Origin of the sequence: Burkholderia sp. HAN2018, from assembly GCF_024704855.1 — a bacterium.
Classification (GTDB): Bacteria; Pseudomonadota; Gammaproteobacteria; order Burkholderiales; family Burkholderiaceae; genus Burkholderia; species Burkholderia cepacia.
In genome coordinates this window covers 1-12,953 of the sequence record NZ_QOBB01000199.1, presented here as the reverse complement: position 1 = coordinate 12,953, position 12,953 = coordinate 1, and the positions used below count along the sequence as shown (strand labels likewise).

At 68.4% G+C, this 12,953-nt stretch carries 12 protein-coding genes; 7 read left to right on the top strand and 5 right to left on the bottom strand.

The genetic code is table 11. The features are described 5' to 3' along the window. Together DPV74_RS32420 and DPV74_RS32415 are read left to right on the top strand one after the other, a co-directional pair. Positions 1-564 (top strand): chemotaxis protein CheB (locus DPV74_RS32420; protein WP_276140716.1); only part of this gene is annotated, 564 nt, incomplete at its 5' end. Positions 565-619: 55 nt separating this feature from the next. Then, a complete protein-coding gene (locus DPV74_RS32415) occupies positions 620-1,687 on the top strand; it encodes a PleD family two-component system response regulator (protein ID WP_059694254.1) in 1,068 nt (355 codons plus the stop codon). A 27-nt stretch (positions 1,688-1,714) separates the two neighbouring features. On the opposite strand, the gene DPV74_RS32410 is transcribed toward DPV74_RS32415, so the two are convergent. Beyond that, complete coding sequence (locus DPV74_RS32410) at positions 1,715-3,964, bottom strand: bifunctional diguanylate cyclase/phosphodiesterase (RefSeq protein ID WP_119338666.1); 2,250 nt, start codon at positions 3,962-3,964, stop codon at positions 1,715-1,717. A 495-nt stretch (positions 3,965-4,459) separates the two neighbouring features. After that, positions 4,460-5,353: a LysR substrate-binding domain-containing protein gene (locus DPV74_RS32405; protein ID WP_027791236.1), complete on the bottom strand. Its 894-nt coding sequence runs from the start codon at positions 5,351-5,353 to the stop codon at positions 4,460-4,462. Between the two features lie 199 nt (positions 5,354-5,552). Between DPV74_RS32405 and DPV74_RS32400 the strand changes: the two genes are divergently transcribed. Continuing rightward, positions 5,553-6,191, top strand: a complete 639-nt coding sequence (locus tag DPV74_RS32400; RefSeq protein ID WP_060357626.1) for a hydrolase — start codon at positions 5,553-5,555, stop codon at positions 6,189-6,191. Between the two features lie 204 nt (positions 6,192-6,395). Next, positions 6,396-7,118, top strand: coding sequence for a haloacid dehalogenase type II (locus DPV74_RS32395; RefSeq protein ID WP_119338665.1), 723 nt, complete (start codon positions 6,396-6,398; stop codon positions 7,116-7,118). Between the two features lie 64 nt (positions 7,119-7,182). Here DPV74_RS32395 and DPV74_RS32390 read toward each other — a convergent pair whose 3' ends face one another. The 3 genes from DPV74_RS32390 to DPV74_RS32380 all read right to left on the bottom strand — a co-directional run bounded on the left by DPV74_RS32390 (position 7,183) and on the right by DPV74_RS32380 (position 9,581). Beyond that, positions 7,183-7,680 carry a hypothetical protein gene (locus DPV74_RS32390; protein ID WP_119338667.1) on the bottom strand — a complete coding sequence of 166 codons (498 nt, stop codon included), beginning with the start codon at positions 7,678-7,680 and terminating at the stop codon, positions 7,183-7,185. Between the two features lie 59 nt (positions 7,681-7,739). Continuing rightward, the gene (locus DPV74_RS32385; RefSeq protein WP_060314598.1) at positions 7,740-8,531 is read right to left on the bottom strand and encodes a hypothetical protein; all 792 of its coding nucleotides are present in this window, start codon (positions 8,529-8,531) and stop codon (positions 7,740-7,742) included. Positions 8,532-8,621: 90 nt separating this feature from the next. Beyond that, positions 8,622-9,581, bottom strand: coding sequence for a LysR family transcriptional regulator (locus DPV74_RS32380; protein WP_027791230.1), 960 nt, complete (start codon positions 9,579-9,581; stop codon positions 8,622-8,624). A gap of 157 nt (positions 9,582-9,738) precedes the next feature. On the opposite strand from DPV74_RS32380, the gene DPV74_RS32375 reads away from it, so the two are divergent. From DPV74_RS32375 to DPV74_RS32365, 3 genes are all read left to right on the top strand, one after another. Continuing rightward, positions 9,739-11,058, top strand: a complete 1,320-nt coding sequence (locus DPV74_RS32375; RefSeq protein WP_027791229.1) for an MFS transporter — start codon at positions 9,739-9,741, stop codon at positions 11,056-11,058. A 115-nt stretch (positions 11,059-11,173) separates the two neighbouring features. After that, entirely contained in the window at positions 11,174-12,700 is a 1,527-nt protein-coding gene (locus tag DPV74_RS32370) for a CoA-acylating methylmalonate-semialdehyde dehydrogenase (RefSeq protein ID WP_119338664.1), read from the top strand. Positions 12,701-12,813: 113 nt separating this feature from the next. Beyond that, positions 12,814-12,953: NAD(P)-binding domain-containing protein (locus DPV74_RS32365; protein ID WP_162923195.1), on the top strand; the 140-nt coding region annotated here is incomplete at its 3' end.

The following is a 12,953-nucleotide window of genomic DNA, read 5'->3' as shown; positions in this document are numbered from 1 at the left end:
GGCGGACCGCTGATCGCGATCGGCGCATCGGCCGGCGGCCCCGGCGCGCTCGCGTCGGTCCTCGGCGGCCTGCCGGCCGATTTCAACGCACCGATCGTGATCGTGCAGCACGTCGACCGCGCGTTCGCCGAAGGCATGGCGCAATGGCTCGACGGCCAGACGTCGCTCGCCGTGCGCGTCGCGCGCGAAGGCGACCGCCCGCAGCCGGGCGTCGCGCTGCTCGCCGCAACCGACGACCACCTGCGCATCACGCGCGCCGGCACGCTCGAATACACGCGCGAGCCGGCCGCCACGCCGTATCGCCCGTCGGTCGACGTGTTCTTCAACAGCCTGACCGAGCACTGGCCCGGCCGCGTGATCGGCGTGCTGCTCACGGGGATGGGCCGCGACGGCGCGATCGGCCTGAAGGCGCTGCGGATGAAGGGCTACCATACGATCGCGCAGGACGAGGCGACGAGCGCCGTCTACGGCATGCCGAAGGCGGCCGCGACGCTCGGCGCGGCGCGCGCGATCCTGCCGCTCGGACGCATCGCGGGCGAGCTGGCGGCGCTCGCACGGATCTGAGCCCGATGAACACTTGCAACACCCATGCCTGCCCTCGCAACAACCCGCATCGACCATGACCATTGACCCGACTCACCCGCCAGGCGGCCCCTACGTGCCGCCCGCCGACGTGCCGGCGATGGTGCTGCTGGTCGACGACCAGACGATCGTCGCGGAAGCCGTACGGCGCGCGCTCGTCGACGAGGAAGGCATCGATTTCCACTATTGCCCGCGTTCGGACGACGCGATGGCCACCGCGATCGAGACGCGGCCGACCGTGATCCTGCAGGATCTCGTGATGCCCGGCACCGACGGTCTGAGCCTCGTGAAGGCGTACCGGACGAATCCGGCGACGCGCGACGTGCCGATCATCGTGCTGTCGACGCAGGAAGAGCCCGTGATCAAGAGCGCCGCCTTCGCGGCCGGCGCGAACGACTACCTCGTGAAGCTGCCCGACCGCATCGAGCTCGTCGCGCGCGTGCGCTACCACTCGCGCTCGTACATGAACCTGCTGCAGCGCGACGAGGCCTATCGCGCGCTGCGGCAATCGCAGCAGCAGTTGCTCGAAGCCAATCTCGAGCTGCGGCGCCTCACGCATTCGGACGGCCTCACCGGGCTGTCGAACCGGCGCTATCTCGACGAATACCTCGCCGCCGAATGGCGGCGCGGCACGCGCGAGCGCAGCGAGCTGTCGCTGCTGATGATCGACGTCGACAATTTCAAGCTGTACAACGACACGTACGGCCACGTGTCGGGCGACAGCGTGCTCAAGCAGATCGCGTCGACCATCGAGCGCTGTCTCGGCCAGTCGGGGGATCTCGCCGCGCGTTTCGGCGGCGAGGAATTCGCGGTCGTGATGCCGGCCACGTCGCCGGGTGCCGCGCGGCTGCTCGGCGAAAAGATCCGCCTCGCGGTCGAGGCGCTGCGGCTCCAGCATGCGCATTCGTCGACGGGGGACACCGTGACGATCAGCATCGGCGGCGCGACCATCGTGCCGACGCCCGGCCTGCCGACGACCGTGCTGATCGAAGCGGCCGACCGCGCGCTCTATCGCGCGAAGCACGAGGGCAAGAACCGCGTCGAGATCGACGCGACGCCGACACCGCCCGTCCCCGGCGGCTTCGGTGCGCCACGCGCCGACTGAACGCCGAACGCCGGCTCGGCGCCTCGCTCACGCGGCGCCGAGCCGGCGCGCGTAGTCGCTCGGGTCCAGCGGGCGGCTGAACAAGTAGCCCTGCTGCATGTCGCAGCCGATCTGCTGCAGGAACCACGACTGCGCCTGCGTCTCGACCCCTTCGGCCGTGACCTTCATCCCGAGCGAATGCGCCATCGCGACGACGGCCTGCGTGATCGCCACCGAATCGTGATGATCGGGCACGCCCGACACGAACGAGCGGTCGACCTTCAGGTTGTGCAGCGGAAAGCGCTTCAGGTACGCGAGCGACGAATAGCCCGTGCCGAAATCGTCGACCGAGATGCGCACGTTCATGTCCGTGAGCGCCTCGAGCATCGGCAGCACGGTGTCCGTGTCGTTCATCAGCAGTCCTTCTGTAATCTCGAGCTCGAGCGCGGACGGATCGAGCCGCGTCTGCGCGAGGCAGCGACCGACCGACTCGACGAGGCCTTCGTGGAACTGCCGCGGCGACAGGTTGACGGCCAGCACCAGGTCGGGCGCGATCGTGCGGCGCCATTCGGCCGCCTGCCGGCACGCGGTTTCGAGCACCCACTGGCCGATCGCGACGATCTGCCCCGTATCTTCCGCGACCGGAATGAACTCCGCCGGCGACATCGGCCCGAGCTCGGGGCTCGTCCAGCGCAGCAGCGCCTCGGCGCCGACGGTGCGGCCGCTGCGCGCGTCGACGACGGGCTGATACGCGAGCCGCAGCATGTCCGACGCGAGCGCGCGCCGCAGCGACTGCTCGATCGCGAAGCGGCGCTGCAGCCGCAGGTTGAGCTGCGCGGTGAAGAACGTGAAGTGGTTGCGGCCGCGCTGCTTCGCGTCGTACATCGCCGAATCCGCGTTGCGCATCAGCGTGACGGCATCGTCGCCGTCGCGCGGCGCGACGCTGATCCCGATCGACACGCCGAGCCAGTATTCGTTGTTCGCGATTGCGAACGGCTTCGCGATCGCGTCGATCACCTCGCGCGCGAGCACCGCGAGCTTGTCGGGATCGTCGCAGTCGTCGACGAGGATCACGAACTCGTCGCCGCCGACGCGCGTGAGCGCATGCTGCCCGCCTCCGCACGCCGCGAGCCGTGCCGCGACGCTGCGCAGCAGCGCGTCGCCCGCGTCGTGGCCGGCCGTGTCGTTGACCTTCTTGAAGCCGACGAGATCGATGAACAGGATCGCGACGCGCGCGGGCCCGCCCGCCGCATCGTGGCCGCCGAACAGCTCGCGCATGCGGTCGCCGAGCCAGCGGCGGTTGTAGAGGCCCGTCAGCGCATCGCGGGTCGCCAGGTAGCGCAGCTGCTGCTGCGCTTCGCGCACGGGGCCGATGTCGTTGAATGAAACGAGCACCGAGTCGGCCTGCGTTTCGCCCGGCCTCACGATCGGCACCGCGTTGCCGCGCACCCAGATGGTGTCGCCGTCCGCCAGGCCGAAACCGACCGTGTAGTCGAGCATCGGCGTGGCCGTTTCGAGCGCGCGCCGGCTCGGCCAGTCGTCGGGCGCGATCGGCGTGCCGTCCTCGCGCAGCTTGCGCAGGATCACCGTCGACAGCCTGCGGCCGACGAAGTCGCCCTTCACGCGCATCATCCGGTTCGCACTCGGGTTGCTCGCGACCACGACGCCATCGCGCGACACGACGAGGATCCCTTCGTTCAGGCTGTTGACCACGAGCCGGTGATGTTCCTCGCTGCGCGCGAGCTGTCGCGCGATCCGGTCCTGGTGCACCGCGAGGCCGACGCTGTTGCCGATGTCGCGCAGCAGTTCGGTTTCCTCGTCGCTCGGCCGGCGCGGCATGCGGTGATAGACGGCGAACGCGCCCAGCACGGCGCCCGCGTCGTCGAGGAACGGTACCGACCAGCACGCGCGCAGGCCCAGCGGCAGCGCAACCGCACGATAGTCGGCCCACAGGGGATCGGTTTCGATGTCTTCGACGACGACCATCCGGCGCAGGTACATCGCCGTGCCGCACGAGCCGGCCACCGGCCCGATCGTCGCGCCTTCGATCGCCGCGCTGTACTGTCGGGGCAGCGACGGCGCAGCGCCGACGTGCACGTGCACGCCGTCGATATCGAGCAGCAGGATCGTGCACGACGCGCCGTCGCCGAGCAAAGCCTCGGCGCGCCGGCAGACTTCGACGAGCAGCTCCGGCAGCGGTGTGTTGCGCGTGATCAGCCTCAGCACGCTTTGCTCGGACGCGAGCACTTCCGCCGCGAGCCCGAGACTGTAACGAGAACTTTGCGGTTCGGTATTCAAGATGAATCCTGCCGTCTGTCCGATCGGGTCTGATGCGCCCGATTCGTTTTCGATCCTTCGTGCCGTTTTTCGCTCCGGGTATACGCCGATGCCCGGTGCGCCCCGTATTGCACGCGGTGCCAACGCGCGCCGAAATACATTTAACACCAATCCGTGGCAACCCGGGCGTCCATGCGCATCAGGGGTTACACGCGGTCGATGCGGCATGTCCGGCCGTCAGTCGGTCCGCCGGAAGACCTGCGCGCGGCGCGACCGCTCCGGGCAAGGCCGTGCGCCATGCGGGCCGCGTTCGAAAGCGATTCGTCAGCTTGCGGCGGCGCCCCGGCTCCGTTCGCGTTCGATCGTCCGCGCGGGGATCCGTGCGCGTGATCGCCTTCGATGCGTTGGTGGCGGCCGTGACCGCCACGCTCCGGGCGCCGCGCCCGGCGCCGATGCATCGGGCATCGGGCCCGCACACGCGCCGGCCAGGCTTGCAGCGCGGCGCCTGTGCGAGCGTCAATCCTTCCGGATGTGTTCGGCCAGGAAATCGATCAGCAGCCGCACGCGCGGCAGCAGCCCGCGCCGCGACGGAAACACCGCGTGCACCACGCCGCCCTTCGGCGCCCAGCCGGGCAGCACGTCGACCAGCGTGCCGTCGCGCAGATCGTCCTCGACGACCATGCACGGCAGTTGCACGATGCCGACGCCGTGAATCGCCGCATCGCGCAACGCGTGCATGTCGTCCGTGACGAAGCGCGGATGATGGCGCAACTGCGCGTGCTCGCCGTTCGGCCCGACCAGCTGCCACACGTGATGCCGCGCCGGCCCCCAGTCGAGACTCGGCGCGCCGGCCAGCGCGGCCGGGTCCGACAGCGGCGCGCGCCCGTCCAGCCAGTGCGGCGCGGCCACCAGCCGCTGCGGGCTGTCGGCGAGCACGCGCATCACGAGATCGCTGTCCTCCAGCGGCGGGAAGCGCACCCGCAGCGCGAGGTCGAACCCTTCGCTCAGCAGGTCGACGCGGCGGTTCGTCGCCTCGAGATGCACCTGCACCTGCGGATGAATCGCCATGAAACGCGCGACCAGTTCGCTCACGCGATATTCGAGCAGCGCGGTCGGGCAACTGACGCGGACGACGCCGCGCGGCTCCGCGTGCCGGCGCTCGATCACCTCGCGCGCGGCGTCGGCCTCGACCAGCACCGCGAGGCAGCGCTCATGGAATTCGCGTCCGGTTTCCGTGACGGTGAAATGACGCGTCGTACGCTGCAGCAGCCGCACGTCGTACTTCGCTTCCAGCGCGGCGATGCGCCGGCTCAGTGTCGATTTCGGCACGTCCAGCGCGCGCCCGGCCTGCGTGAACCCGCCGTGTTCGACCACCTTCACGAAATAGTAGAGGTCGTTCAGGTCATCCATGATTGTTCCACCCATAGAACACTGACGGCATTTTAAGGGACTGGAACGCCGGTTGTTGCACGCCTAGCATCCTGTTTCAGCGTGGATCGAGCGTGTCGCGGCAGCCGGGAATTTTCTCGACCGGCTCCTTCGCCGGACCCGACGGTTCACTGGACCTGGATTTACCCCCTCACTTCCCGCACCGTCACTGGAGACAACCATGGCAAGCGAACCGGTTCGCGACCCCGCGAACGACCACCTGCTCACCCCGCAGAACGCGGCGTTCATCGTCATCGATTACCAGCCGGTCCAGGTGAACTCCATCGCGTCGATGGATCGCCAGCTGCTGATCAACAACATCGTCGGCGCGTCGAAGGCGGCCGTCGCGTACAACCTGCCGATCGTCCACTCGACCGTGAACGTGAAGACGGGCCTGAACAAGCCGCCGATCCCGCAGCTGCGCGCGGCGCTCGAAGGTTATCCGACCTACGACCGCACCAGCATCAACTCGTGGGAGGACGTCGAATTCCGCAAGGCCGTCGAAGCGACCGGCCGCAAGAAACTGATCATGACCGCGCTGTGGACCGAAGCGTGCCTGACGTTCCCGGCGCTCGACGCGCTGAAGGCCGGTTATGAGGTGTACGTGGTCGTCGATGCGGTCGGCGGCACGTCGGTCGCCGCGCACGAAGCCGCGCTGCGCCGCATCGAACAGGCCGGCGGCCAGATGATCAGCGTCGCGCAGCTGTTCTGCGAACTGCAGCGCGACTGGGCGCGCAGCGCCACCGTGCCGGCGTTCATCGACCTGTTCATCGAAACCGGCGGCACCGCGGGCATCCAGTTCTCGTACGACAAGAGCTGACCGGCACGGCACGCGCGGCGGCCGGCGTGTCCGGCCGTCGGCGCGCGCCGTTGCCCTGCTTCTCCGTTCCGGCGCGGCCGGACTGCATCGCGGCCGGCAGGCCGCGTTTTCGTATCCGTGATTCAATGTCGATGGCTCCGGCGCCGCGCATCGCGCGCGGCACGGCGATGTGTACCCTCATCGATTGACCTTCACAGGATCACCATGACGAACCCTGCCGAAATCAAGGCGCTCGTTTTCGATGTATTCGGAACGATCGTCGACTGGAGAAGCGGCGTCGCACGCGGCGCCGCCGCGTTCCTCGATCGCCACGCACCCGCACTCGACCCGTTCGAATTCGCCGATACGTGGCGGGCCGAATATTCGCCGTCGATGGAAGAAATCCGCAGCGGGCGCCGCCGCTACGTGCGGCTCGACGTCCTGCATCGCGAGAACCTCGTGCGCACGCTCGACCGCTACGGAATCGTCGACGTGCCCGACGCCGACATCGACGCACTCAACCTCGCGTGGCACAGTCTCGACCCGTGGCCCGACGCCGTCGCGGCGCTGCAGCGGCTGAAGCGACGCTACATCATCGCGCCGCTGTCGAACGGCAACATCCGGCTGATGGTCGACGTCGCGAAACGCGCGGGGCTGCCGTGGGATGCGATCCTCGGCGCGGAAGTCGTGCGCGCGTACAAGCCGTCGCCGCAGGTGTACAGCGATACCGTCGAGATTCTCGGTATCGAGCCGGCCGAGCTGTGCCTGGTCGCCGCGCACAACGGCGATCTCGCGGCCGCACGCCGGCAGGGGCTGTCGACCGCGTTCGTGCTGCGGCCGACCGAACACGGGCCCGGCCAGACGACCGACCTGAAGGCCAGCGATACGTGGGACTTCGACGTCAGGGACCTGCACGAACTCGCAGACCGGCTAGGCTGCCCGGGTTGAATTCGGGGTTCGGCGGTGCGAGCGTGGATATCGGGCAAATCTATTACGCGCCCGCGCCCAAGCCCTAGCGCACCGCTTCCATCGCACCCGCCCGCCCCTGCGCCGCCATCGCGAGACGCCGCCAGTTGCGGGCCGCATACCGGTGCGCCTGCCGCAACGCGAGCCACAACCCGATCTGCCGAACCGGCCTGAAGAGGCCACGCGCGCTGAACACGGTGCGCCGTTCGACGCGCGTCCTGCTGCCTTCCACCGGTGTCAGCGTGAATTCGTCCTCCAGCAGGCCGACCCAGTCGCGACACCACACCGTCGACGCCACCATCCGGTAACGCAGCCGGCGATGCTCGTCGAGCACGAGGATCCGCTGGTCGATGGTGCCGCGATCGGTCGTGCACTGCCGCGTGTTGCCGACGGCCGGCACGCCTTCGAGTACGCGGCAGCTGACCGGCTTCGGCACGCCGAGGCGGAACAGCAACGGCCGCGTGTCGTCCATCCGGGCATGGAGGAAATGCGGCCAGACATGCTCGGGCCGGCAATCGAACGTCCACTGCGAATGAATTTCCACGACCGTCTCCTGGCGGTTGCCGGTGCGGGCATGATGACACAACCGCCCCGCCGCATTCGTCACTTCACGACCGCACGCCACGCGGTTCGCGCGTAGATGAGCAGCAACGGCAGCAGCGCCAGCGCGAACAGCAGGCCAAGCGCCAGCACCCACACCGGCCACTGTTCGGGATTCCCCCGCACCCAGTAGCGGTACGGCACGCTCAGGAACGCGATTTCCATCAGCAGCGCACCGAGCGGCACGAGCGCGTTCATCACCACGGCCACGCCGAATCGGGCCGCACCGTCGATGTTCTTCCCCGCACCGTACGCCGCGATCAGGTAGACGAAATACCCGATGATCGCGACCATCAGCGCGCCGCCGGCCAGCAGGCCGACACTGCGCACGCTGCGTTCATGCAACTGGGTAGCCCCGGCCGGCAACACGACATCGATCTTCTCGCCGATCTCCGGCACGCCGCCGGATCGGATGTTGCCCGGCAGCACGACCCGCTCGCCATCCGGCATCACGGCTTCCAGGATCGACGTGTACTTGATGCACCGATATCGTTCGGTGCGCCCGCTGCTGTCGCGTCGCTCGCAGGTGTCCCACTCGGACTGGTAGGACACGACGGTCGCCTCGTATTTCGGCGACACCGCCAGTGCGTAGAGTTCGTCGCCGATCCAGTACGCGAACGGGAAACACAGCGACACCAGGCAAAAGCACACGAGCCACCAGAAGGCGACCGCGCCGCCCGCTCCGCGCGCGCCGCCGGTCTGGCGGCGCACCATGCGCGACGCGAGCCAGTACGCGGCCACGCCGAATACCGCCACACAAACCACGAACACCTTGCCCGCCTGCGTCAACGCCATCTGCATTTCCCCCGATAACCGGCCGGATCTTCGTCGGCCATTTTTTCAATTCAGATCAACTCGTTCGTCACCACCCCGCCCGCCATTCCGTCAGGCCGGCTCGCCGACGAATCTCAGCGTCCCCGATTCGCCCGACAGCAGCGCGCGATTCGCGTCCGCCGCCGCGCGCAGGTAATCCCACAGCGCGGTCACGCGCCGCAGCTTGCGCAGATCCTCGCGGCACGTCAGCCAGAAGCACCGCGTGACGACCACGTCGTCCGGCAGCACGGGCACCAGCGCCGGCTGCGTGGCCGCCATGAAGCACGGCAGGATCGCGAGCCCGCCGCCCTGCAGCGCCGCGAAATACTGCGCGATCACGCTCGTCGTGCGCAGCCCGGCCGTCGCGCCCGGCACCGCCCGGTCCAGGTACAGCAGTTCGTTGCTGAACGCGAGATCGTCGACATAGCTGATGAACGCGTGCTCCGCGAGATCGTCGGTACAGGTGATCGGTGGATGGTTCGCGAGATAGTCGCGCGTCGCATAGAGCCGCAACTGGTAATCGCACAGCTTCGTGACCACGTAAGGCCCGCGCTCGGGCCGCTCGAGCGTGATCGCAAGATCCGCCTCGCGCTTGGGCAGGTTGACGAAATGCGGCACCGGCAGCAGGTCGACCGTCACGTGCGGATGCTCGGCGCGAAACTGCGCGAGCTGCGGCGCGAGGAAAAAGCACCCGAACCCCTCGGTCGACCCGATCCGCACATGGCCCGACAGCGCCTCGCCCGTATTCGCGACCTGGTCGCACGCGGACTGCACGGTCGTCTCCATCGCATCCGCATACGCGACGAGCCGCTGGCCTTCGGCCGTCAGCGTGAAGCCGCCGGAGCGCGACTTGTCGAACAGCAGCGTGCCCATCGCGGCCTCGAGCGCGCGGATGCGCCGCGCGACGGTCGTGTAGTCGACCCCCAGCCGCTTCGCGGCGCCGCTCGCCCGCTGCGTGCGCGCGACTTCGAGGAAAAAACGCAGGTCGTCCCAGTTCAGGTTGCCGGAAACCGGCTCGGTGGCATGTCGCATCGGCGAGGGAAAAAGGGGCTGGAGTCTCCGGGCCGGCCGTCGATATGCATAAATGCACATCCAACCGGTTTCTTTATCGGTACATGATGAATCTGCGCATAACTATACTCGACCGTGACCTGCGGACTACGAGCCGCGGCACCACCACGGAGACACCATGCAGACGCGATCCACCCTCGATGAGCATGCGACAGTCGCGGCACCTGCGCCCGAGCGCACCGCGAAACACCACCTGCTGGCCGGCTGGGCCAGCATGGCCGGCACCACGATCGAGTGGTACGACTTCTTCCTCTACGGCACGGCCGCCGCGCTCGTGTTCAACCGCATCTTCTTCCCGTCGCTGGACCCCGTCGTCGGCACGCTCGCCGCGTTCGGCACGTTCGCGGTCGGCTTCATCGGGCGGCCGATGGGCGGCATCGTGTTCGGCCACTTCGGCGACCGCATCGGCCGCAAGTCGATGCTGATGATCACGCTGCTGCTGATGGGCGTGCCGAGCATGATCATCGGGCTGATCCCGTCGTACGACAGCATCGGCTACTGGGCCGCCGCGCTGCTGATCGGGATGCGGTTCCTGCAAGGGATGGCGGTCGGCGGCGAATGGGGCGGCGCGGTGCTGATGGCCGTCGAACACGCGCCGAAGGGCCGCAAGGGGCTGTTCGGCAGCCTGCCGCAGACGGGCGTCGGGCTCGGCCTGATCCTGTCGTCGGTCGCGATGGCCGCGGTGGCCGCGCTGCCGGAAGCCGACATGCTGTCGTGGGGCTGGCGTGTGCCGTTCCTCGCGAGCATCGCGCTCGTCGGCCTCGGCTGGTTCATCCGCGCGAAGGTGCCCGAATCGCCCGACTTCGAGAAGATGCAGCGCCAGGGCAAGGCCGAGAAGTCGCCGGTGACGGCCGCGCTGCGCCGCCATCCGCGCGAGGTGCTGACGATCGTCGGCGCACGCGCCGCCGAGAACACCTGGTTCTACATGGTCGTCACGTTCGCGCTCGCCTACGCGACGCAGCAGCTGCATCTGCCGAAGGCCGAGATGCTGCACGCGATCACGGCCGGCGCCGCGCTGTCGCTCGTCACGATGCCGCTGTGCGGCCATCTCAGCGACCGCATCGGCCAGCGCCGGATGTTCGCGATCGGCCTCGTGCTGATGTGCGCGTTCGCCGCGCCGTTCTTCATGATGCTCGGCACGCAGCAGACGTCGACTGCATGGTGGGCGATCGTGCTCGGCCTCGGCGTCGTGTTCCCGATTCTCTATGCGCCGGAATCGCTGCTGTTCGCGCAGCAGTTCCCGGCGGAGATCCGCTACAGCGGCATCTCGCTGTCGGTGCAGCTGGCCGGCGTGATCGGCGGCGGCTTCGCGCCGATGATCGCGACGTCGCTGCTCAAGGCCGGCGGCGGCCAGCCGCATTACGTGATCGCTTACCTCGTCGGCTTCGGCGTGTTCGCGCTCGTGTGTACCGCGTTGATGCGGCCGGCGCGCGCGTGAGCACGCCGCCGGCATCCGATCGATTTCAGTTCGTCCTGCCGTCCGCCGTGCGCGCATGCGCGGCGGCGGATACGGGCCGCCTTGTTTGTCATCACCCCGTTTCCCGGAGAGTTCCATGAACGCCGCAGTTCCCCAGACCACCCTCGCCCTGCCCACCGCCAAGCTGCTGATCGACGGCGCATTCGTCGAATCGCAAAGCGCCGAATGGGGCGACATCGTCAACCCCGCGACGCAGGAAGTGATCGGCCGCGTGCCGTATGCGACGCTCGACGAGGTCGACACCGCGATCGCGTCCGCGCAGCGCGCGTTCCAGACGTGGAAGACGACGCCGATCGGCGCGCGCCTGCGCATCATGCTGAAGTTCCAGGATCTCGTGCGCCGCAATCTCGAACGGATCGCGCACACGCTGACGGCCGAGCAGGGCAAGACGCTGCCCGATGCGCAGGGCGACATCTTCCGCGGCCTCGAAGTCGTCGAGCACGCGTGCTCGATCGGCACGCTGCAGCAAGGCGAATTCGCGGAGAACGTGGCGGGCGGCGTCGATACCTACACGCTGCGCCAGCCGATCGGCGTGTGCGCGGGCATCACGCCGTTCAACTTCCCCGGGATGATCCCGCTGTGGATGTTCCCGATGGCGATCGTCTGCGGCAACACGTTCGTGCTGAAGCCGTCGGAGCAGGATCCTCTATCGACGATGCAGCTCGTCGAGCTCGCGATCGAGGCCGGCGTGCCGCAGGGCGTGCTGAACGTCGTGCACGGCGGCAAGACGGTGGTCGACCGCCTCTGCACGCACCCGGACATCAAGGCGATCTCGTTCGTCGGCTCGACGCGCGTCGGCACGCACGTGTACAACCTCGGCAGCCAGCACGGCAAGCGCGTGCAGTCGATGATGGGCGCGAAGAACCACGCGGTCGTGCTGCCCGACGCGCACCGCGAGCAGACGATCAACGCGCTCGTCGGCGCGGGCTTCGGCGCGGCCGGCCAGCGCTGCATGGCGACGTCGGTCGTCGTGCTGGTCGGCACGGCGCGCGACTGGCTGCCCGAGCTCGTCGAGAAAGCGAAGGCGCTGAAGGTGAACGCGGGCCACGAACCGGGTACCGATGTCGGGCCGGTCGTGTCGAAGGCCGCGCATGCGCGCATCACCGCGCTGATCGACGAAGGCGTGAAGGCCGGCGCGAAGCTCGAACTCGACGGCCGCAACGTGAAGGTGCCCGGTTACGAGCAGGGCAACTTCGTCGGCCCGACGATCTTCTCGGGTGTGACGACCGACATGTCGATCTATACGGAAGAAATCTTCGGGCCGGTGGTGGTCGTGCTCGAGGCCGACACGCTCGACGACGCGATCGCGCTCGTCAACCGCAACCCGATGGGCAACGGCGTGGGGCTGTTCACGCAGAGCGGTGCGGCGGCACGCAAGTTCCAGAGCGAGATCGACATCGGCCAGGTCGGCATCAACATCCCGATTCCGGTGCCGGTGCCCTACTTCAGCTTCACGGGTTCGCGCGGCTCGAAGCTCGGCGATCTCGGCCCGTACGGCAAGCAGGTCGTGCAGTTCTACACGCAGACGAAGACGGTCACCGCGCGCTGGTTCGACGACGACGCGACGGCCGGCGGCGTGAACACGACGATCGCGCTGCGCTGAGTGCGAAGCATGGGACCGGACTGAGCGCTGAAGCGCCAGGTCCGGTCGACCGCGAAGCATGGGACCGGACTAAGCGCTAAAGCGCCAAGTCCGGTCGACACGGAGACCCATACATGGAAATTGCATTCATCGGACTCGGCAACATGGGCGGCCCCATGGCCGCCAACCTGCTGAAAGCCGGCCACGCGCTGACGGTGTTCGACCTCGACGCGCACGCGGTCGACGTCGCGGTGCGCGCCGGCGCGACCGCCGC

Excerpts from the sequence above, each read along its gene's own strand:
- DPV74_RS32415 (WP_059694254.1), top strand. The coding sequence starts at position 620 with ATGACCATTGACCCGACTCACCCGCCAGGCGGCCCCTACGTGCCGCCC.
- DPV74_RS32405 (WP_027791236.1), bottom strand. The coding sequence starts at position 5,353 with ATGGATGACCTGAACGACCTCTACTATTTCGTGAAGGTGGTCGAACAC.
- DPV74_RS32400 (WP_060357626.1), top strand. The coding sequence starts at position 5,553 with ATGGCAAGCGAACCGGTTCGCGACCCCGCGAACGACCACCTGCTCACC.
- DPV74_RS32395 (WP_119338665.1), top strand. The coding sequence starts at position 6,396 with ATGACGAACCCTGCCGAAATCAAGGCGCTCGTTTTCGATGTATTCGGA.
- DPV74_RS32385 (WP_060314598.1), bottom strand. The coding sequence starts at position 8,531 with ATGGCGTTGACGCAGGCGGGCAAGGTGTTCGTGGTTTGTGTGGCGGTA.
- DPV74_RS32380 (WP_027791230.1), bottom strand. The coding sequence starts at position 9,581 with ATGCGACATGCCACCGAGCCGGTTTCCGGCAACCTGAACTGGGACGAC.
- DPV74_RS32375 (WP_027791229.1), top strand. The coding sequence starts at position 9,739 with ATGCAGACGCGATCCACCCTCGATGAGCATGCGACAGTCGCGGCACCT.
- DPV74_RS32370 (WP_119338664.1), top strand. The coding sequence starts at position 11,174 with ATGAACGCCGCAGTTCCCCAGACCACCCTCGCCCTGCCCACCGCCAAG.